This window comes from Octadecabacter sp. SW4 (assembly GCF_008065155.1).
Taxonomy (GTDB): domain Bacteria; phylum Pseudomonadota; class Alphaproteobacteria; order Rhodobacterales; family Rhodobacteraceae; genus SW4.
The window spans coordinates 1-20,636 of sequence record NZ_CP042819.1 but is presented as its reverse complement, the minus strand read 5'-3'; the positions used below and the strand labels follow the sequence as shown (position 1 = coordinate 20,636).

The window sequence follows — 20,636 nt, the reverse complement described above, 5'->3', positions numbered from 1 at the left end:
TTTGGCGTTCACGGTTTAGATAGCAGGCGGGTCGCCAACCTCAACCCTCGGACAGAACTTCGAGAAAGGCATCGCCAAACCTTTCGGCGTGACGGTCGCCGACAAGACGGGTCAGCGCGTCAATATCGGAGGGTTTCTTTTGCGCGACCTTGGCCAGTTGCGAGGCGGAACACGACATCGGTTTGTCCGCCCCATGCGGGCCGCGCGCAAGGTCGGCCTGCGCCTGCAAAAGCCGATCGTAAATATCGCCTTCGGCCCGTCCGGCCAGCTTGCGCCGCGTAGGGTGCAAGGTTTCCGCCTCGCCGTTGATCACCTCTAGGAACCCTTTGCCATAGCTTTCCAGCTTTTTGGCACCGACACCACCAATGCCAGCCATATCGTCCAGGTTTTTTGGACGGGTTTCGGCCATTTCGATCAGCGTCCGATCGTTAAAGATGATATAGGCGGGCACGCCCTGCTGTTCGGCATAAGCGCGGCGCTTGGCCTTGAGAGCCGAGAGCAGCAGCGCGTCTTCCTCGCTCACCATCTGGCGCACCTTGGGGCCGGATTTCGCCGCCTTGATCGTGTCGCGGCGCAGTTGGATCGCCGCTTCGTCACGCAGGATCGGGCGGGCCTTTTGCGTCATGCGCAACGCACCGTGGCGTTCACCGTCGGGGCGCATCAGGTCGTGGCCCATCATCTGCCGGAAGATCGCCTGCCACTGGACGCGCGAATATTCCTTGCCCACGCCGAACGTGGGCAGTTGATCGTGGCTGCGTTGGGCGACCTTTTCGGTCATATTGCCCAGCAGAATGTCGATCAGATGGCCCGCGCCGAACCGTTCATCGGTGCGCAGCGCGGCCGACAACGCCATGCGCACCGCTGTCGTTCCGTCAAACACCTCGGCGGGTTTGTCGCATAGGTCACAATTGCCACAGGGCTGCGGATCCTCGCCAAAATAGGACAGCAGGGATTGGCGGCGACAGGCCAGCGCTTCGGCCAATCCGGTCAGCGCATTCAGGCGGCCATGATCTGCTGCGCGCCGTTCTGGGGGTGCCAGCCCTTCGTCGATTTGCTGGCGGCGGTAACGGATATCATCAGGGCCGAACAGCGTCAGGGTTTCGGCAGGGGCACCATCACGGCCCGCGCGACCGATTTCTTGATAATAGGCCTCGATTGACTTGGGCAGGTCGGCGTGGGCGACCCAGCGGATGTCGGGCTTGTCGATCCCCATGCCAAAGGCGACCGTGGCACAAACGATCAGCCCGTCTTCTTGCTGAAAGCGGCGTTCGACGATACGGCGGTCTTCGGCCTCCATCCCGCCGTGATAGTGACAGGCGGAATGGCCCGCTTCGCCCAGCGCCCGTGCGAGCGTTTCGGTCTTGGCACGTGTGCCGCAATAGACGATGCCGGATTGTCCCTTGCGTGCATTGGCAAAGTTCAGGATTTGCGCGCGCGGCCCGTCTTTGGCGGCGAAGGCAAGGTGGATGTTGGGGCGATCGAAACCTTGCAAGAACGTGTCAGGCGGCGCGCCATCGAACAGTTTTTCCACAATCTCGGCGCGGGTTTCGGCGTCAGCCGTCGCGGTAAAGGCCGCCAGCGGGACGTCCAACGCGCGGCGCAATTCGCCGATCCGCAGATAATCCGGGCGGAAATCATGGCCCCATTGGCTGACGCAATGAGCCTCGTCCACGGCAATCAGTGACACGCCCGCCTGACGCAACATCCGCTGGGTGCCGCCGGATGCAAGCCGCTCGGGCGCCATATAGAGCAGTTTCAGACTGCCCTGTTCCAGCGCGCGCCAAACCGCATCGGTTTCTTCTTCGGTATTGCCAGAGGTCAGCGCGCCGGCCTCGACACCCGCTTCGCGCAGGCCGCGCACCTGATCACGCATCAGGGCAATCAGCGGGGAAATCACAACCGTGACGCCATCGCGCACCAGGGCAGGCAATTGGAAACACAGAGATTTCCCGCCACCCGTGGGCATGATCGCAAGGGTATTGCGCCCATCGGTGACGGCTTCCACGATCTCTTGTTGGCCGGGCCGAAACCCGTCGAATCCGAAAACATCACGAAGAAGCGTGGCGGCACTCATGCCCGAATGACCTGTCAGATTGTTGTTAACTGCTCGTTAACAGCACAGTCTCACATGCCGGAATCGGGGGCAAGAGTCAGAGGAAGATGCCGGAGTTGTTAATCAGCAGGATGCGAATGATCTCTAGCCCGATCAGCGCGACCAGCGGCGCAAGGTCAAGCCCGCCCATTGGCGGCAAAATCCGGCGGATCGGCGCATAGATCGGATCAAGCAGGCGGCTCAGGCCATACCAGACCTGCGACACAAAGGGCTGACGGACATTGAGAACCTGAAAGCTGATCAGCCAACTCATGATGAAGTGCGCGATGATAAAGAACCGGACGACACCGATCAACAGCATGAGGATCTGAAAGAGAGATTGCATTTGACGGTCCTTTGTTGCGATTTGGTGGAGAGGTAAGCACAGGTGCGCCAAAGGGCAATGCCTTTCCGCTGCGTCACGGATTGACGTTAACGTAAAGCTACCTAATTGAAGACGCATGTATCCTTTTGTTCGCCTTGCCCATTCCCTGCTCAAAGCGCGCCGTATGCCCGCGATGTCACCGCTTGACCCGCATGTGTCGCAGCACCGCTGCTGGCCGCAGGACTGCGACATCTTCATGGAAATGAATAACGGGCGTATCCTGACGCTATACGAACTCGGGCGCTTTCAGGCGGCGGTGCGCATGGGGCTTTGGGCGCTGCTGAAAGAACGCAAATGGGGGCTGACAGTGGCAGGGACGTCGATTAGATATCGGCGACGTTTGCTGCCGTTTGAAAAATTCGAAACGCGCACGCGGATCGCCACCTGGGACGACCGGTTCGTCTATATCGAGCAAGGGATGTTCAAGCGGAACGGCGAATGCGCCAGCCATGTGTTGTTTCGCACGGCTGTTGTGGAAAAGAACCGTGCGGTGCCAACCGATCAATTGATTGCCGCGCTCGGGATCACCGCGCCGCGGCCCGTTCCCGCCGCCTGGGTGCAAAACTGGATCGCCGCCGAGGCCACGCGCCCCTGGCCACCGATGCAGGATACCAACGACGAACAGCCGCGCGCCCTCGCGTCCTAAGATCATGCCTTGCCAGATTGCCGCACAGCGGGTCTTATCCCTGAAAAACAGGGGGACGCCAGAATGGCAACGGCAGCACGCAAACGCATTTGGGGGTGGATGGCTTTTGATTGGGCCACACAACCGTTTTATACCCTTGGTCTGACGTTCATATTTGGCCCGTATTTCGCGACGGTCGCGGCGGAATATTTCATGACGGGCGGCATGGCCGAAGGTGCCGCCGATGCGCAGGCACAAACGGTTTGGTCATTGGGTCAGACCCTCGCCGGGCTATTTATCGCCATTACCGCGCCGATCCTCGGGGCATATGCCGATAGCACCGGACGGCGGATGCCTTGGCTCATCGGGTTTTCGATCATCTATGTCATTGCCGCATGGATGTTGTGGTATATGGTGCCGGACGGATCGGCGATCTGGTTTGCACTGATCGCGTTTTGTATCGCCTTTGTGGCCGCCGAATATGCGCTGATCTTTACCAACGCCATTCTGCCCAGCCTTGGTGACAAGGATGAAATCGGGCGGATTTCGGGGGATGGAGCTGCGCTGGGCTATTGGGGCGGTGTTGTCTCGCTCGCCATCATGCTGGTGTTTTTCTTTGAGCTCTCTGAAGGTAAGACCCTGATGGGCAACCCACCGCCATTCGGCTTGGACGGCGAATTGCGCGAAGGCACGCGCATTGTCGGACCATTCATTGCTGTCTGGTTTGCCATCTTCATGATCCCGTACTGGATGTATGTGCGCGAAGGCCGCGACCCGAACCGACAGGGTGGTATGGGCGAGGCACTGCGCGATCTGAAAACCTCGCTCAAGGGTGTGGTCAAACGCAAAAGCCTGCTGAATTTTCTAATCTCGTCGATGCTGTATCGTGACGCGCTGAATGCGCTTTATGCCTTTGGTGGCGTTTACGCTGCACTGGTGCTGGATTGGCAGCTGATGCAGATCGCCGTGTTTGGCGTTGTCGGTGCGATTACGGCCGCCATCTCGACATCCATTGCCGGACGGATGGATCGCAAATACGGCCCCCGCCCCGTGATCCATTTCTGTATCATCACCCTGATGGTCGTCTGCGTGATCATCGTCGGCATGTCGCGCGAAACGTTTTTCGGGGTGCCGCTGGCCCCGGGATCATCCCTGCCCGACATCGTGTTTTACATCTGCGGCGCAATCATTGGCGGTGCGGGTGGCGGCATTTATTCGGCCAGCCGTTCCATGATGGTGCGGCACACCCATCCCGAGCGCCCGACCGAAGCCTTTGGGCTGTTCGCACTGTCGGGCAAGGCCACTGCATTCCTTGCGCCGGGGCTGATCGGTCTGTTCACGTGGTGGCTACAAAATGCCCGTTTGGGCTTTTCGCCGGTGATCCTGCTTTTCCTGGCGGGATATTTTCTGTTACGTTACGTTAATCCAGAGGGAGATCGCGACGAATGGTCAAAATCCTCAATACCGGCGCCCTGATCCTTTCGCTTGCCGTGCTGGCAGGCTGTCAGCAAGACGCCGAGGTCACCCAGGCGGCGACCGTTTCCACCCAAAACGCAGGCGATATGCGTGTGGCTAAGGCGCTGTTCGCTGCCGTGCCCGGCCCATCGGCCCAGTCCTCCGAAGCCCTTGGCAGCTATTCCCGCGGCTGTCAGGCAGGTGCTGTGCAGTTGCCCGAAACCGGACCAACTTGGCAGGCGATGCGCCTGTCGCGCAACCGCAATTGGGCGCAACCCCGCATGCTGGATTTCGTGCAGGATCTGTCGCGTTTCGCCGCCACCTTGCCCGGCTGGGAAGGGCTTTATGTCGGGGATATATCGCAACCACGTGGCGGGCCGGTTCAGGGCCATGCCAGCCACCAAATTGGCCTTGATGCCGATATCTGGATGCTTCCGCCCAACCGTTTGAACCTGTCACCCGGCGAACGCGAACAACTGTCCTCGATTTCCATGCGCCGCGCCAATGGCGCCTATACCAATGGCAACTGGACAACCCAGCATATGGAATTGCTGCGCGCTGCTGCAAGTGACCCGCGTGTCGCGCGTATCTTCGTGTTTCCCGGGGCCAAGGTTGCCATGTGCGATTGGGAAACCGGTGATCGGTCTTGGCTGAACAAGGTCCGGCCCTGGTATGGGCATTACTCGCATTTTCACGTGCGCCTGACCTGCCCAAGTGGAGATCGAAGCTGCGAAGACCAAGCGCCAGCACCTGCCGGTGACGGCTGTGCCGATGCGCGGCGCTGGGTAAACGATATTCTGAACCCGCCACCACCTGACCCGAACGCACCCCGGCCAACACCGCGGGGCGAACTGACGATGGCCCGGTTGCCAGCGCAGTGCGTGGATGTGCTCAGCTCCCAATAAGGTGGATTGACGCCTGCCAGGGGCGGCGTTAGACGGGCGCGTCCCATCATGGGGCCAAGTCGCCGCACCCTTGTCAAAACGGAACCCAAAATGACCCGCATTCTTCCTGGCGTAATTGCTATGGCCGCCATTGTTGTGGCCTCCAATATCCTTGTTCAATTCCTGATCCTTGATGGCCTGCTGACTTGGGGGGCGTTTACCTATCCGTTTGCCTTTCTCGTCACGGATGTGATGAACCGCGTTTACGGGGTTGGTCCGGCGCGGCGCGTTGTATTTGTGGGCTTTGTCGTCGGGATCATCTGTTCGCTGATCGGGAGCCAGATCATGCTGGAGTTTGGCCCTGCCGTTGCGCTGCGTGTCGCGATCGGGTCGGCTACGGCGTTCCTGGTGGCGCAACTGCTGGACGTGGCGATTTTTGCGCGGCTGCGCGATGGGGCGTGGTGGCGTGCGCCGCTGACCTCAACTTTGATCGGATCAACCGTGGATACGGCGCTGTTTTTTACCATTGCTTTCAGTGGCTTGCTGTCGTTTGGGGCAAATGCGGATGCGCAGATCGACTGGGCGCAAAGTCCCGCGCCCTTTTTGCTGGCCGGTCCGGACGCGCCGCTTTGGGTCACGCTGGCGGTCGCGGACTGGGGCGTGAAGCTGGCGATTGCCCTTCTGGCGCTGGTCCCGTTCCGCCTAATTGTGGGGCGATTGCAACAAACCCACTAGGGGTGGGCATTTTTCTTTTGGCGATCCCCACAAGTTGTGCTTACCTATATTCAGGCGAAACAACGAAAGGAGGTGATCCAGTGTCATTAGAGAGATTGGAGAAGTGTGTCGGGACAGCTTGGGAGGTGCGTGGCTAGAGCAGCCTTTGGCCATGTGAACACCCAGGTGGATGCGTTCTAACCGACCGCCACCTCCGCGAACTCGAAAGGGCCGTCCCATCGCCGGGGCGGCCCTTTTTGTGATATGGAACGGGTATGGAAACCGTATGGAAAGCGTATGGGTAACCTATGGACGACTTGCGGATCAACGATGACATCACGATTGCGGCGTGGGAGCTGACGGAAAGCTTTGCCCGCGCCTCGGGCCCCGGCGGGCAGAACGTGAACAAAGTGTCCACGGCGGTGGAGCTGCGGTTCGAGGCGGAACGCTCGCCCGCGCTGACGGGTCCGGTGAAAACGCGGCTCCGCCGATTGGCCGGACAACGCTGGACCAAAGAGGGCGCCGTGGTGATTTTCGTGCAAGACACCCGCTCGCAAGCGCGCAACCGAGAACTGGCGCGGGAACGGCTCGCCGATCTGGTGCGCGCGGCGCTGGTCGTGCCGAAACGACGGGTGAAAACGCGGGTGTCGGTTAATCAGAAGCGGAAGCGGGTGGAAGGGAAGAAAAAGCGCGGGGAAGTGAAGGCGCTGCGCAAAGGCCCTGTAGTTGATTGATAGACCCTCACCGACTACCCTAGGCGGTGAAGCTTCAATGAATGGTTCTATCTACAATGCTCTCAGAAATGCTCTCTCGTGTTGCAACTGAATTCACCTATGCGAGGGGAAAGCCATTTAAAAATAGCGCGTTTGGTAATTTTGTAAGGAAAGAAATCGCTGAAGAAGCGAAGAAGCGACTTATTTTCTTGCCTTTTGAAATGACCGTGAAGGCGAGCGTAGGAAACGGCAATTGGGCCGCAGTCCCTTGGTTGGCATTTTTCGATCCACTCATAACGACCACAGCTACGCGGGGCTATTATATTGTCTACCTGATCAACCCCCAATCGGAGAAGATTTTCCTATCCTTGAATCAAGGTACTACGGCTGTTGACGAAGAATTCGGTGTTAAGACTGGCCGTGACGTCTTGCGCCGAAGAGCCCGTGATATCGCACTTCGGGTATCCGACTTTTCGCGGCACTTTGACGATGGCCCGATTGATCTCGGCTCTGATGCAACTCTCCCATCCGGATACGTGGCGGGCCATGCCTTTGGGAGAGAATATGATGCTAGAAATATCAATACCAAAGATTTCAATTCTGACTTGGAGAAAATGCTTTTCGCCTACGAGGCGCTGATAGATCGAGGAGGTACTTCCCCGACGGATGCCATGATTGAGGAGGCCGGAAATCAGGGTATTGAAGAGACGAGAAGGTATGTTCTTTCAAAGAGGATCGAGCGGGCCCCAAGCGTAAGGCGACAGGTGCTGGCAAAGCGTGGAACGGTCTGTGAGGGCTGTGGATTGAACCCAAAAACTGACTACGTGTTCTCTGGGAGACCTGACCAAACGCCGCTCGATGTGCACCACTCCAAGCCGCTTCAGGGTTTGGCTGAAGGGGAAACGAGACGATATGAAATTCCGCGGGATTTCCTAGTATTATGCCCCAACTGCCATCGAATGATCCACAAGCAAGATGATCCTTCCGACTTGTCTCAGCTCAAGAAAAGAATTCGTTTCAAGTATATGCGCGATATCGGTGTTGGTTCATTCTAAACCACAACCTCCATCCTATCCTGCTCTCCGACCCCGAACACCCGCTTATAACGTGCAATCTCATCCTTCGGCCCCATCGCTTTATTCGGGTTGTCCGAGAGTTTCACGGTGGGGTGGCCGTTGGCCGCGACGGCTTTGCAGACCAGCGAGAAGGGGGCGAGGGCGTCGCCGGTTGTCAGGCCTTTGAAGTCGTTGGTGAGCATGGTGCCCCAACCGAAGCTGACTTTGCAGCGGCCAAGGAATTGTTGGTGGAGCTCGACGATTTTGCCCGCGTCCAGCCCATCGGAAAAGATCACCAGTTTATCCGCTGGGTCTTCGCCGCGCGATTGCCACCAGCGGATGGCACGCTCGGCCCCTTCGGCGGGGTCACCTGAATCGACGCGGATACCCGTCCAGCCTGCCAGCCAATCGGGCGCGTTATCAAGGAAGCCCTGGGTGCCATAGGTGTCGGGCAGGATGATGCGCAGGTTGCCGTCGTGCTCTTCGTGCCAATCGCTCAGCACGTCATAGGGGGCCTGCGCGAGGGCGGCGTCATCAGGGGCCAAGGCGGAATAGACCATCGGCAATTCGTGGGCGTTTGTGCCGATTGCCTCGAGGTCGCGGTTTTTCGCAATCAGGCAGTTGGAGGTGCCGGTAAAGCCGGTTCCCAGCCCTTCGTGCATCGCGCGCACGCACCAGTCCTGCCACAGGAACGAATGACGGCGGCGGGTGCCGAAATCGGCGACACGCAGCCCTTTGAGCGGGCGCAGCAGCTCGACCTTTTCCCAGACCTTCGTCATGGCACGGGCATAAAGCACCTGTAGTTCGAATCGCCCCATCGTGCCAAGCACGGCGCGCCCGCGCAGTTCCATCAACACGGCGAGGGCGGGAATTTCCCACATCATCACCTCGGGCCACTTGCCCTCGAAGGTCAGTTCATACTGGCCGTCGCGTTTTTCGAGGTGGTAGGGGGGCAGGCGCAGATTTTCGAACCATTCGACAAAGGCAGGGGTGAACATCTGCCGTTTGCCATAAAATGTGTTGCCGCGCAGCCATGTGCTTTCGCCCCGCGTCAGGGACAGCGAGCGGATGTGATCAAGCTGTTCGCGCAATTCGCCTTCGTCCACCAGATCGGCCAGCCGCACGGATTTGGTCCGGTTGATCAGCGAGAATGTGACGGTCACATCAGGTTTGTTGCGAAACACCGACTGGCACATCAGCAGCTTGTAGAAATCCGTATCAATCAGGGAGCGGACGATCGGGTCGATCTTCCACTTGTGGTTCCAGACGCGGGTGGCGATATCGACCATTGCAGGCTCCCTTTGCTTTGACCGCTTAGATCAAAGGCGGGGGGCCAAGGGCAAGGATTAGTTGGCGATCCCGATGTAAGGCACGGGGTTCAGCTCTTGCTGCCAGTCGTCAATTGCATCAATCGGGGCGATCAGTTGAATCGTGCTGAGCGTCAGGTTATCGCGCCCGATCAGCCCTGCCGTCAGTTCAAGGCCAAGCACACCGGCAATCACCAGCGGGACGCGAAAATTATAGGCCGCAAAGAAGCCGGCCAGCATGAAGAGGTAGTCGCTGACGGCGTTCAGCACGCTATCACCAAGATATCCGGCGTTGATCGTCGTGGCACGGAAGGCATCGAGAACCCAGTTGGTATGCTCGATGATCTCCCAGAAGATGCCGGAGGTAATGGCCACAAGGAACAGCACTTCGAAACTGAGGCGCGGAAAGAACAGCCGCCCAATCAGTGCGACCAGCACGCCATGCAGAATGTGCGAGAGCGTATACCAGTCAGCGATATGCTGGGAATTGCCGCCATCAAATATGGAATTGACCCAGAGCTTCACCTCGCCACAGGTGCAGATCAGCGGTTGCCCCCAAAGATAGAGGGTACCTGCAATCAGGAAAAGGCCCGTGACGGCAAAGGTATAAAGGGACGTGCGGGCCATTTACGGCTCCTGTGTGCTACTCGTGATTGACGCGTCGTTAATAGGGGGATGTGGCAAGAATGGGGCGGGGGCGTGGATGGCCACTTTGCGGACAAAGCCGACCTTGTCGTTCGCCTGACCAACGGCCGCTTTCGAACACAGCGCACGCAGCGAGAAGCACCAAGACCGAGAAGCGGTCGTCCGCTGCAGGTGCGCACTTGACGGCTTCTACAGAAACAAGCGGATATAAAAATACGTCGGAATTGCATTTTCGACTGCACTCAGAGACTTCTGTTTTTCCTCGCACAGGACCTGCGCTCTTACATGGACTGTTGTCACTGGGCTGATCGGCCTAACTATTCCATATATAGTTTTATGAACCTCAGGAGATAAGTTGTGTCCGACACACCAAAAATCGCCATCATTATCGGCTCAACGCGTGGTGCACGCTTTGCTGACAAGCCCGCACAGTGGATGCTAAAGCAAGCGCAAGCTCGCACAGACATGACGGCCGAACTGGTTGATTTGCGCGATTTCGAACTGCCGCTGTTTAATGAAATGGCATCGAACAAATGGATGCCGTCTAGCGACCCCAAGGCGCTTGCTTGGCAGGCAAAGATTGCGGAATTTGACGGCTACATTTTTGTAACCGCAGAATACAACCATTCGATCACTGGCGCCCTGAAGAACGCGTTGGATCAAGCCTACAACGAATGGAATCGCAAACCAATGGGTGCCATCGGGTATGGTGGCGTTGGTGCTGCGCGTGCAGTCGAGCATCTGCGCAACATCGCGGTCGAACTTGCGATGGTGCCAGTGCATGGTGCAGTCCACATTGCCGGCGGTGATTTTATGGCCGTGCATCCGCTCGGTGCAAATGGTGAGATTGAGACAATCGAAGATCACTTGATGGCCGGAGCAACTGATCTTTTGGACGATATGGTTTGGTGGGCAAATGCGACCAAATCCGCAAAGAAGTAGCGTTCTCAATGGCCTAACGCAAATGGAAACTTATTATCAGTTGGAACCCCACCCTTGAACCGCAAAGTCCCGACGTAAATGCCATGGACGCAATTGAGACCGTCATAATCCCGCGTGCGCGAGACATTGGCGATTTCGAAGTGCGTCGCGCATTGCCGTCGACAAAGCGGAAAATGGTGAGGCCTTTTGTGTTCTTCGATCAAGTTGGTCCCGCAGAGTTTTTGACCAACCAAGGCATTGACGTCCGTCCGCATCCCCATATCGGGCTTGCAACGGTAACATATCTATACAAGGGCGAAATTCAACACCGCGACAGCATTGGGACCAATCAGATGATCCATCCTGGCGAGGTAAACTGGATGATCGCAGGCAATGGCGTAACCCAACAGTGGCGTAATCTTTGGCTAGGGTTCACTCGAAGTCGGAAATTGCTCCTGCAACTAGCAGTTTCCGATTGCTGACATTCGCTGCAAGATAGAAAATCGGTAAAGTTGGGCTCAAAGCGGCCACTCAAACCACCACGACCCCCGCGCCATTCATTCCCGCCACGGCCGCGTCCAGTGACCCGTCGAAATCAATCGCACGGCAGAGGTCCATGCGCACGGTGACGTCGAAGCCCAGCTTGGCGGCGTCCACGGCTGAGTAGTTGACGCAGAAATCGGTGGCTAGCCCGACCATCGTCAGCGTCGTGATTGCGCGCGTGCGCAGGTAGCCTTCCAGCCCCGTGGGGGTCGTGTGGTCGTTCTCGAAGAAGGCCGAGTAGCTGTCGATGGCGGGGTTGTAACCTTTGCGGATGATCATGGCGGCACGGGTGGTGTTGAGGTCGGCGTGGAACTGCGCGCCGGTGCTGCCTTGGATGCAGTGATCGGGCCAGAGCACCTGGGGACCGTAGGGCATGTCGATTATGCTCATCGGGGCGGCCTTGTGGGTGGACGCAAATGACGAATGGCCTGCGGGATGCCAGTCTTGTGTCAGGATCACGGCGCCGAAATCATCCATCAGCGCGTTGATGCCCGCCACGATCGCATCGCCTTCGGGCACGGCAAGTGCACCACCGGGGCAAAAATCGTTCTGGACGTCGATAACAAGAAGGGCGTGAGTCATTGGGGTCTCCGGTGGTGTGGGTTGAAACCCACCTTACCCAAATGCGTGGGCAACGTAAGGTGGGTCTTGACCCACCCGCCTGACAGGATCAAAACGCGCGCATGTTTACAGTCGCCGCGCTATACCACTTTACCCGGTTTGATAACCCCGCCGCGTTGCAAGGGCCGTTGCAGGACCTGTGCAAGGCGCAGGGCGTCAATGGCACGCTGTTGTTGGCGCGCGAGGGGATCAATGGCACGATTGCGGGCAGCCGCGCAGGGATTGACGCCGTGTTGGCGCATATCCGCGCCCTGCCCGGCTGCGGCGATCTGGTGCATAAGGAAAGCACTGCCATCGACGCGCCCTTCATCCGCATGAAAGTGCGTTTGAAAAAGGAGATCGTCACAATGGGCCAGCCAGATGTAGACCCGCGCGCAAGCGTTGGCGCCTATGTCGACCCCGCCGATTGGAACGATCTGATCAGCGCCCCGGATGTGGCTGTGATTGATACGCGCAACGACTACGAGGTCGGGATCGGCACCTTCAAGGGGGCCATTGACCCGCAGACCGATACTTTTCGCGACTTTCCCGCATGGTGGGAGGAAAACAAGCATCGGTTCCACAACAAGCGGATCGCGATGTTCTGCACTGGCGGGATTCGCTGCGAGAAATCAACGAATTACCTGATCGGCCAAGGGGTCGAGGATGTGTTTCACCTCAAAGGGGGCATCCTGAAATACCTTGAGGACGTGCCGCAAGACGAGAGCCTTTGGGAAGGCTCGTGTTTTGTATTTGACGGGCGCGTGTCGGTTGATCACGGGCTGACCGAAGGGCCGCATATCCTGTGCCATGCCTGTCGCCGCCCCCTGCTGCCCGAGGACCGTGACCGCCCCGAATTTGAACAGGGCGTGTCCTGCCATCAGTGCGCGCAAGAAACCAGTAGCGAACGCAAGGCAGCCTTCCGCGAGCGGCAAAAGCAAATGACGCTTGCCGCAGCGCGGGGCGAACGCCATATCGGGCCTGCCTAGCGGCGGTCGCGGTCGTATGGCGTCATGCCATCAAACGGTGGCAGCCATGTTTCGCGATGAATTGTCCAGCATTCGTAAGTCGGGGTAAATTGGTTTGGCGCGTCCATTGCTCCCAAATGCAGTTCAATGTCGTCCCCGCTGCGGGCAAAGACGGACGCACCACATGACGCGCAGAAAAAGCGGCCTGAATGATCCTTTGGGGTGCCGGTGATCGTGACCTTGGCCGCTTCAAAGACAGCCGCCGCATAGAACGGCGCACCGTGATGTTTGCGGCAATCAAGACAGTGACAGATCCCGACGCGCAGCGGTTGGCCACGGGCGATAAACCGCACCTTGCCGCAACGGCAGCCGCCAGTGGTTGTTGTCATGGGTGCCTCCTTGCGCAGGCGTGGTCAGCGCGCGGAAAGGCTGACCGGGATTCCGTCACAGCCGTGATTGCGGCTTCCCAATCATATGATCTGGCACTTAGAAGTCGAGGTTTTCGACAGATAGCGCGTTTTGCTGGATAAATTCGCGCCGTGGTTCCACGACATCGCCCATCAGCTTGGTGAACAGGTCATCGGCCTCGGCGACGTCGTCGATCTTGACTTGCAGCAGTGTGCGCGCGTCAGGGTCAAGCGTGGTTTCCCACAGCTGATCGGGGTTCATTTCACCCAGCCCCTTGTAGCGTTGCAGGGTCAAGCCGCGCTCGCCCTCTTCCAGAATCGCGGCCAGCAGATCAAGCGGGCCGTGGATCATCTGATGGCGGTCCTTGCGGTGCAGTTGCGCGGGTTTGTCGTAGACCTCTTGCAGGTTCTTGGTGAACTGCCCGGTCTTGCGTGCCTCACCGCCGCGCAGCACGGGGCCATCAAGGGTGCGCACTTCTTCGACGCCGCGCAGGATGCGGGCAAGGCGAATGCCCTTGTCCTGGGTGATGCGGCCCTGCCAGCCCTTCTCGTATTCCAGCGCGATGGCATCCAGACGCGCGGCGACCTTGTCGGCGACCCCCTGCAAATCGCTGTCTACCGCTCCGGGCACAAAGGCGCCGGCGATGGCGGCCTGTTCCAGAATGTGCCGTGGATAATGGGTTGGAAAGGCATCAAGCACACGTTTCAACTGCCGCGCCTCTTCGACGACGCGCACAAGGTCCTGGCCGGACATATCCGCGCCGCTGCCCAGTTTCAGGAGCGCCCCTTCGGTGCCTTGCTGGATCAGGTAATCGTCCATTTCGGCCTGATCCTTGAGGTAGACCTCGGACTTGCCGCGCGACACTTTGTAAAGCGGCGGCTGGGCAATGTAGAGGTATCCACCTTCGATCAGTTCCGGCATTTGACGGAAGAAGAACGTCAGTAGCAACGTGCGGATGTGCGCGCCGTCAACGTCGGCGTCGGTCATGATGACGATCTTGTGGTAGCGCAGTTTGCTGATATCAAATTCATCGCGGCCGATGCCGGTGCCCAGCGCCATCACGAGGTTGCCGATTTCCTGAGAGTTCAGCATCCGGTCGAACCGGGCGCGTTCAACGTTCAGGATCTTGCCCTTGAGGGGTAGAATGGCCTGCGTGCCACGGTCACGGCCCGTTTGGGCAGAGCCGCCGGCGCTGTCACCCTCGACCAAAAAGACTTCGGTCTTGGCCGGGTCTTTTTCCGAGCAATCCTTGAGCTTGCCTGCAAGAAAGTTCACATCCATCGCCGTTTTGCGCCGCGTCAGTTCGCGCGCCTTGCGGGCGGCTTCGCGGGCCTGTGCGGCTTCGACGATTTTGCCCACAACGATCTTGGCAATCGCGGGATTTTCCTCGAACCATTCGGCCAGTTTTTCACCGACAAGGTTTTCAACCGCGGGCCGCACCTCGGAGGAGACAAGTTTATCCTTGGTCTGGCTGGAAAACTTGGGGTCGGGCACTTTGACGGACAAGACACAGGTCAAACCTTCGCGCGCATCATCGCCGGTAAAGCTGACTTTTTCCTTTTTGGCGATACCGCTGGATTGGGCGTAGTTGTTGATGGTGCGGGTCAGCGCGCCGCGGAAACCCGCCATATGGGTGCCGCCATCGCGCTGTGGGATGTTGTTGGTAAAGGGCAGCACCATTTCGTTGTAGCTGTCGTTCCACCACATCGCGACTTCGATGCCGATGTCGTCACGCTCGCCGGTAATGAAAATCGGCTCGGGCAGAATGCTGGACTTGGAGCGATCCAGATATTTGACGAATTCCTTGACCCCGCCCTCGTAGAATAGTTCGGTGCGCAGGTGTTCGGCGGGGCGTTCATCGGTCAGGATGATGCGCACGCCAGAGTTCAGAAATGCCAGTTCGCGCAGGCGCTTTTCCAGCGTGTTGAAATCATAGTCGCGGTTGGAAAATGTATCCAAGCTGGCGAGGAAACGCACCTCGGTTCCTGTCTGATCACCGCAGTCACCCACGACCGTCAGGTGTTCGGTGGTAAAGCCACCCTCAAAACGCGCGACGTGTTCTTTTCCGTCACGCCAGATGCGCAGTTCAAGATAGTCCGACAGCGCGTTCACCACCGATACGCCGACGCCGTGCAGGCCGCCGGACACCTTGTAGGAATTGCTGTCGAATTTACCGCCAGCATGCAGTTGGGTCATGATGACTTCGGCCGCCGACACGCCTTCTTCCTCGTGGATGCCGACGGGAATGCCGCGCCCGTTATCGCTGACAGAAACGGAGCCGTCATCGTGGATTTTGACGTTCACGGCGTCGGCATGACCGGCCAAAGCCTCGTCAATGCCGTTGTCCACGACTTCATAAACCATGTGGTGCAAACCCGAGCCATCATCGGTGTCACCGATATACATGCCCGGACGCTTGCGCACGGCCTCTAGGCCCTTGAGAACCTTGATGGAATCTGCGCCGTATTCTTCTTTTTTCTGCTCGTTCTCGGACATGCAATCTTTCCTGCGTATTTTGTCCGTTTTTATACGAGGTTTAGGGGGGGATGTCACGCAATCGCGCTATATTTTGCGTATTTGCGGGGCCTCGCCGCTGCGTCAGAATTTGTGACCCAGAAGATCAACCGGAAGGCTGGAATCCCAAGCGGAATCGCCCAGTTGCATGACCATCAAATTGCTGGCGGCGACGGTCTGAACTGCGCCGGTGCGCGCGCCGATAAGCGCGGTAAAGGTGACCGAATTTGGCTGCGCCACAAACCCGCGCCCTGCATAAATCGGGCGGTCACCAAACAGCAGGAAGAACTGCGCGCGCATGGCGCGGGCCTCGTGGATCGCTGCCGAAAGCAGGTGGCTGGCGATCCCTCTGCCGCGCAGATCAGGGTGGGTTGCGACCTCGGCCAGACCCGCGACGGGCATCAGGGTGTCCCCGATGCGGATATCACGAAAATCAAGCGCCATGTGGCCGGTGATTTTGCCGTTTTCGCGTGTTACCAGCCGGACATGGTGGCGTTGCTGGTAATAGCTGCGGCCACCAAAATCGGTGTCAAAGGCACGCGCCATAAGGCCTGCGATCTGCGCCTCGTCCTGCGCTGTCAGGCGCGTTTCTTCGATCCGCTCAATCAGCATCATTCGTTGGCAACGTCAGGCTGCCGTCTTTGTTCAAGGGCCAAAACGGGTTCATCGCGACCTCCCAAACGTGGCCGTCCGGGTCGGCGTAGTAACCGGAATAACCGCCCCAGAATACCTTTTCCGGTGCTTTCAACGGGGTCGCACCCACGGCAAGCGCGGCGGCGTAAGCGGCGTCAACCTCGGCTTCAGTGGTGAAGTTCTGCGCAAGGGACATCGCACCGGTGCCAAGGGTCGCGTCGGGGCGTCCTTGATCATGTGCGAGCGGGCCAAGGCCAAACAGCCCAAGCACCAAGCCGTTGATTTGATAGAAAATCACACCCTCGGTGCTTTCGGTCGCCTGCCAGCCAAGCGCATCGTAGAATGATTTGGAGCGGGCCAGATCGGCAACGCCAAGGGTGATCAAAGTGACGCGTTGTGGGGTCATGGAGCGGGCCTTTCATGAACGGCAGAGCTGCCATCGGTTTCGGTGACTTCGATATATTGCGCGCAGTGGCCCAGTTCGGCAAACAGCTCGGGGCCGGTGCCCGTCATCCAGGCCTGTGCCCCCAGCGCGGTGATTTCATCGTAAAGCGCGGCGCGGCGGGTCGCATCTAGATGGGCCGCAACCTCGTCGAGCAAAAGGATTGGCGGTGCGCCAAAATCGCGCGCCAAGGCGCGGGCGTTGGCAAGGATCAGCGAGATCAGCAGCGCCTTTTGTTCACCGGTCGAACAGTCCTTGGCCGCCACGCCTTTAGCAGCGAATGTCGCGTCCAGGTCGGCGCGGTGTGGACCGGACAGGGTGCGCCCGGCGGCCAAATCACGCAACCGCCCTTCGGCAAAGGTGACGCGCAGGGCCTCGGCGTCCCCAGGCGCATCGCAGACCGGTTCGGGGTGCGTCAGCGCAAGCGTGGCGGTGGGAAAGACGGTTTGCGCCGCCTCTTGCGCGGCGGTCAGGGCCGTCAGTGCGTTCAAGCGGTTGACATGGATTTGCGCGCCCGCCTCGGCCATTTGGGTTTCCAGCGCGGCATACCAATGGGCATCGCGCACCATGTCTTTCAGCAACCGGTTACGTTCGCGCATGGCCTTTTCATAGGCAAGGACGGTTTCGGCGTGCCGCGGCTCGAAACTCAGCGTGGCGCGATCAAGGAAACGACGCCGCCCTTCGGCCCCTTCGATCCATAGGCGATCCATCGCGGGGATCAGCCACAGGATGCGGCCGATGCGGCCCAGCGCGACCTGCGCGGCGGTTTTATCGTCGATGCGAACAGTGCGGCTTGCCCCGGCCTCGGCGCTGGTTTCAATCTCGTGGGTGTGATGCAGGGTATGCAAAACGCCTCTGACTTTCCATCCCAGGGCTTCGGGGCGACGGGCGATATCATCGACGCCTGCGCGGCGCAGACCGCGCCCCGGAGACAACATGGAAATCGCCTCGAGGATATTGGTTTTACCCGCGCCATTTGCGCCGTAAATCGCCACAGGGCGACCATCAGCCGACATCTGCGCGCGCTTGTGCGAACGGAAATGCGATAGGGTAAGGTCCGACAAAAAGAGGCTCATTTCACCGTGCCCCTTTTCGTTTTGCGGGCCAAAACTCTTGATACGAGTTTTGCACAGTTTGTTGAAAAGAAACTGGCCCCTTAAACACGCATCGGCATGACCACATAGACGGCGCTGGTGTCATTGCCTTCGCGCATCAGGGTCGGATCGCCCGAGGAGTTGAACATGAACACGGCGTTTTCGCGATCTACCTGGCTGGCGATTTCCAGCAGATACTTGGCGTTGAAACCGATTTCCAGACGTTCGTCACCATAGGCCACCGCGAGCTCTTCTTCGGCGGCACCGCTGTCAGGCGCGTTGACGGACAGCACCAGCCTGTCTTCATCAAGCGACAGTTTTACAGCGCGCGAGCGTTCGGATGACACGGTTGCGACGCGGTCAACGGCCCTGGCGAATTCGGCCGCGTCCACTTCCATCTTGCGTGTGTTCCCCTGCGGGATCACGCGGGTGTAATCGGGGAACGTACCGTCGATCACCTTGGAGGTCAGGGTGATGTCGGGAGTGGCAAAGCGCACCTTGGTTTCTGACACGGACACGGCGATTTTCATATCGTCGTCGTCCAGCAGCTTGCGCAATTCGCCCACCGTTTTGCGCGGCACGATCACACCTGCCATACCATCGGCCCCTTCGGGCAGGTCGGCATCGATGCGGGCAAGGCGGTGGCCGTCTGTCGCCACGCAGCGCAGCACCTTGCCGCCGTCCGCATCCGAGACATGCATGTAAACGCCATTCAGGTAATAACGGGTCTCTTCGGTGCTGATCGCGAATTTCGACTTGTCGAACAGGCGGCGCAGCACGGGCGCGGGACAGGAAAAGTTCGTCGCGTAGTCCGACGAGGCCATCACGGGGAAGTCTTCTTTGGGCAGGGTGGCGAGGCTGAAGTTTGACCGCCCCGCTTCGATTGCCAACCGGCCCGACGCGCCATCCTCGGACAGTGTCACAAGCGCGCCATCTGGCAGCTTGCGCACGATTTCGTTCAAGGTCACGGCACTGACGGTGGTGGCGCCGGCGCGTTCAACCTTGGCCGGAGCCTTGTCGACAACTTCGATATCCAGATCGGTGGCGCGGAACTGCACGGTGTCGCCCTCGGCCTCGATCAAGACATTGGCGAGGATCGGGATGGTGTTGCGGCGTTCGACGACCGATTGGGCCTGTGCAACGGCCTTGAGAAGCGCGCCGCGCTCGATGCTAAGTTTCATATCCCTTGCTCCGCATTTCTTCCGGGCTGACAGATGCCGGAGGGGAAAACTACCTGTTTCCCCCTCCAACTCAAGCCAATTCTATTTTCTGGACTGTCCGTTACTGCGCGCGCCGCGTCAAGCGCCGCTTATGCTTCGAGGGCGCGGCGCAGCATTTCGATGTCATCGGCGATCTGGCTGTCTGTCATTTGCAGCTCTTCGATGCGTTTGACACCATGCATGACTGTTGTGTGATCCTTACCGCCGAAACGACGACCGATATCGGGCAAGGAGCGCGAGGTCATGCGCTTGCTAAGATACATCGCAATCTGGCGCGGGCGCGCAAAGGCGCGCAGGCGCTTGGAGCCAACCAGATCCGACAGGCGAATGTTGTAGTAATCCGCGACCTTGCGCTGAATTTCCTCGACGGTGATCTTGCGATCAGAGGCGCGCAGAATATCGGCCAGACAGTCCTGCGCCAGATCAAGCGTGATCTCACGCCCCACAAGTGACGCGAAAGCATAAAGACGGGTCAGCGCCCCTTCGAGGATCCGCACGTTCATGGCGATCCGATGCGCCATGAATTCAAGCACGCCGTCTGTCAGCACCACATCGGGGTATTGCAACGCAAAGGCCTGTTCCTTGTTTTGCAGAATGCCCAGGCGCAGTTCGTAATCGGTGGGGTGCAGATCAACCACCAGGCCACATTGCATGCGCGATTTGATCCGATCCTCGAGGTCCTTGATTTCACCGGGCGCGCGGTCGGCCGAAATGATGATTTGCTTGTTCTGATCAACCAAGGCATTGAAAGTGTGGAAAAATTCTTCTTGAGTAGATTCCTTGCCTGCGATGAATTGCACATCATCGACCATCAGCACGTCAACGGCGCGGAACATCTGCTTGAAGTCGATCATCTTGCGTTCGCGCAGGGCGGAAATGAACCGATACATGAACTGCTCTGCCGACAAATACAGCACGTTCAGTTCGGGCTTGGCGCGCTGCAACTCGTGGGCGATGGCGTGCATCAGGTGCGTCTTGCCAAGACCGACACCGCCGTAAAGGAACAGCGGGTTGAACGACACGGGCCCACCTTCGGCGACCTTGCGGGCGGCGGCATGGGCCAGTTCGTTTGGCTTGCCGACAACGAAGCTGTCAAAGGTAAAGCGGGCGTCGATATTGGCGCTTTTGGCATGTTTGGCCGGGGCGGCATGGGCCTTGGGCGCGGCGCGCTCGGCTGACTTGTTGACGACAAATTTCAGGCGTCCGATTGCATCGTGCCCACGCTGTATCTGATAGAGGATTTGATCACCGAAATTCTGCGAAACATAGTTTCCAAAGAAGTTGGTGGGCACATGGAAGGTTGCGATCCCACCGGACAGATCATGAAGATCCAGCGGTTCGATCCAGTTCTTGAAATTGTTAGCTCCCAATGTCCCTTGCAGCGTCTCTTTTACGTCCGACCAAATCGCGTCTTTCAT

At 58.7% G+C, this 20,636-nt stretch carries 20 protein-coding genes and 1 pseudogene; 9 read left to right on the top strand and 12 right to left on the bottom strand.

The window, feature by feature from the left end; genetic code table 11:
* Nucleotides 1–40 precede the first annotated feature (40 nt).
* Together recQ and FTO60_RS00100 are read right to left on the bottom strand one after the other, a co-directional pair.
* On the bottom strand, nucleotides 41–2,074 hold the full coding sequence (gene recQ / locus FTO60_RS00105; RefSeq protein ID WP_148054055.1) for a DNA helicase RecQ: 2,034 nt from the start codon (nucleotides 2,072–2,074) through the stop codon (nucleotides 41–43).
* Between the two features lie 76 nt (nucleotides 2,075–2,150).
* Entirely contained in the window at nucleotides 2,151–2,438 is a 288-nt protein-coding gene (locus tag FTO60_RS00100; RefSeq protein WP_148054054.1) for a YggT family protein, read from the bottom strand.
* 115 nt (nucleotides 2,439–2,553) lie between these two features.
* Here FTO60_RS00100 and FTO60_RS00095 point away from each other — a divergent pair, with 115 nt between their 5' ends.
* The 6 genes from FTO60_RS00095 to FTO60_RS00070 all read left to right on the top strand — a co-directional run bounded on the left by FTO60_RS00095 (nucleotide 2,554) and on the right by FTO60_RS00070 (nucleotide 7,923).
* Entirely contained in the window at nucleotides 2,554–3,123 is a 570-nt protein-coding gene (locus FTO60_RS00095) for an acyl-CoA thioesterase (protein ID WP_148054053.1), read from the top strand.
* Nucleotides 3,124–3,186: 63 nt separating this feature from the next.
* On the top strand, nucleotides 3,187–4,578 hold the full coding sequence (locus FTO60_RS00090; RefSeq protein ID WP_148054052.1) for an MFS transporter: 1,392 nt from the start codon (nucleotides 3,187–3,189) through the stop codon (nucleotides 4,576–4,578).
* The gene (gene mepA / locus FTO60_RS00085) at nucleotides 4,548–5,462 is read left to right on the top strand and encodes a penicillin-insensitive murein endopeptidase (RefSeq protein ID WP_148054051.1); all 915 of its coding nucleotides are present in this window, start codon (nucleotides 4,548–4,550) and stop codon (nucleotides 5,460–5,462) included. Before FTO60_RS00090 ends, mepA begins: the two co-directional genes overlap by 31 nt.
* A gap of 90 nt (nucleotides 5,463–5,552) precedes the next feature.
* Nucleotides 5,553–6,176, top strand: a complete 624-nt coding sequence (locus tag FTO60_RS00080; RefSeq protein ID WP_148054050.1) for a queuosine precursor transporter — start codon at nucleotides 5,553–5,555, stop codon at nucleotides 6,174–6,176.
* 287 nt (nucleotides 6,177–6,463) lie between these two features.
* The gene (gene arfB, locus FTO60_RS00075; RefSeq protein ID WP_148054049.1) at nucleotides 6,464–6,889 is read left to right on the top strand and encodes an alternative ribosome rescue aminoacyl-tRNA hydrolase ArfB; all 426 of its coding nucleotides are present in this window, start codon (nucleotides 6,464–6,466) and stop codon (nucleotides 6,887–6,889) included.
* A gap of 41 nt (nucleotides 6,890–6,930) precedes the next feature.
* Nucleotides 6,931–7,923 (top strand): DUF3578 domain-containing protein, encoded by a 993-nt coding sequence (locus FTO60_RS00070; RefSeq protein WP_148054048.1) that lies wholly within the window; start codon nucleotides 6,931–6,933, stop codon nucleotides 7,921–7,923.
* On the opposite strand, the gene pncB is transcribed toward FTO60_RS00070, so the two are convergent.
* Both pncB and FTO60_RS00060 read right to left on the bottom strand, forming a co-directional pair.
* Nucleotides 7,920–9,212 (bottom strand): nicotinate phosphoribosyltransferase, encoded by a 1,293-nt coding sequence (gene pncB, locus FTO60_RS00065; protein ID WP_148054047.1) that lies wholly within the window; start codon nucleotides 9,210–9,212, stop codon nucleotides 7,920–7,922. The two genes, FTO60_RS00070 and pncB, sit on opposite strands and share 4 nt — an antisense overlap.
* Before the next feature lie 57 nt (nucleotides 9,213–9,269).
* Nucleotides 9,270–9,857, bottom strand: a complete 588-nt coding sequence (locus tag FTO60_RS00060; RefSeq protein ID WP_148054046.1) for a DUF2585 family protein — start codon at nucleotides 9,855–9,857, stop codon at nucleotides 9,270–9,272.
* A 375-nt stretch (nucleotides 9,858–10,232) separates the two neighbouring features.
* On the opposite strand from FTO60_RS00060, the gene FTO60_RS00055 reads away from it, so the two are divergent.
* Both FTO60_RS00055 and FTO60_RS00050 read left to right on the top strand, forming a co-directional pair.
* Nucleotides 10,233–10,817 (top strand): NADPH-dependent FMN reductase, encoded by a 585-nt coding sequence (locus FTO60_RS00055; RefSeq protein ID WP_148054045.1) that lies wholly within the window; start codon nucleotides 10,233–10,235, stop codon nucleotides 10,815–10,817.
* A 35-nt stretch (nucleotides 10,818–10,852) separates the two neighbouring features.
* Nucleotides 10,853–11,200, top strand: a pseudogene (locus tag FTO60_RS00050) (pirin family protein); the annotation flags it as partial.
* A 127-nt stretch (nucleotides 11,201–11,327) separates the two neighbouring features.
* Here the strand turns inward: FTO60_RS00050 and pncA are convergent.
* Nucleotides 11,328–11,921 (bottom strand): bifunctional nicotinamidase/pyrazinamidase, encoded by a 594-nt coding sequence (gene pncA, locus FTO60_RS00045; protein WP_148054044.1) that lies wholly within the window; start codon nucleotides 11,919–11,921, stop codon nucleotides 11,328–11,330.
* A gap of 101 nt (nucleotides 11,922–12,022) precedes the next feature.
* On the opposite strand from pncA, the gene FTO60_RS00040 reads away from it, so the two are divergent.
* Complete coding sequence (locus FTO60_RS00040) at nucleotides 12,023–12,928, top strand: rhodanese-related sulfurtransferase (RefSeq protein WP_148054043.1); 906 nt, start codon at nucleotides 12,023–12,025, stop codon at nucleotides 12,926–12,928.
* On the opposite strand, the gene FTO60_RS00035 is transcribed toward FTO60_RS00040, so the two are convergent.
* The 7 genes from FTO60_RS00035 to dnaA form a co-directional block, all read right to left on the bottom strand.
* Nucleotides 12,925–13,296, bottom strand: a complete 372-nt coding sequence (locus FTO60_RS00035) for a GFA family protein (RefSeq protein ID WP_148054042.1) — start codon at nucleotides 13,294–13,296, stop codon at nucleotides 12,925–12,927. The two genes, FTO60_RS00040 and FTO60_RS00035, sit on opposite strands and share 4 nt — an antisense overlap.
* A gap of 97 nt (nucleotides 13,297–13,393) precedes the next feature.
* Nucleotides 13,394–15,811, bottom strand: a complete 2,418-nt coding sequence (gene gyrB, locus FTO60_RS00030; RefSeq protein ID WP_148054041.1) for a DNA topoisomerase (ATP-hydrolyzing) subunit B — start codon at nucleotides 15,809–15,811, stop codon at nucleotides 13,394–13,396.
* A 102-nt stretch (nucleotides 15,812–15,913) separates the two neighbouring features.
* Nucleotides 15,914–16,444 carry a GNAT family N-acetyltransferase gene (locus FTO60_RS00025; RefSeq protein ID WP_148054040.1) on the bottom strand — a complete coding sequence of 177 codons (531 nt, stop codon included), beginning with the start codon at nucleotides 16,442–16,444 and terminating at the stop codon, nucleotides 15,914–15,916.
* A complete protein-coding gene (locus FTO60_RS00020; RefSeq protein WP_148054039.1) occupies nucleotides 16,431–16,868 on the bottom strand; it encodes a VOC family protein in 438 nt (145 codons plus the stop codon). The genes FTO60_RS00025 and FTO60_RS00020 overlap by 14 nt, the downstream gene beginning before the upstream one ends.
* Nucleotides 16,865–17,980 carry a DNA replication/repair protein RecF gene (gene recF / locus FTO60_RS00015; protein ID WP_148054038.1) on the bottom strand — a complete coding sequence of 372 codons (1,116 nt, stop codon included), beginning with the start codon at nucleotides 17,978–17,980 and terminating at the stop codon, nucleotides 16,865–16,867. The genes FTO60_RS00020 and recF overlap by 4 nt, the downstream gene beginning before the upstream one ends.
* Nucleotides 17,981–18,060: 80 nt before the next feature.
* Nucleotides 18,061–19,179, bottom strand: coding sequence for a DNA polymerase III subunit beta (gene dnaN / locus FTO60_RS00010; RefSeq protein ID WP_148054037.1), 1,119 nt, complete (start codon nucleotides 19,177–19,179; stop codon nucleotides 18,061–18,063).
* 128 nt (nucleotides 19,180–19,307) lie between these two features.
* Nucleotides 19,308–20,636 (bottom strand): chromosomal replication initiator protein DnaA, encoded by a 1,329-nt coding sequence (gene dnaA, locus FTO60_RS00005; RefSeq protein ID WP_148054036.1) that lies wholly within the window; start codon nucleotides 20,634–20,636, stop codon nucleotides 19,308–19,310.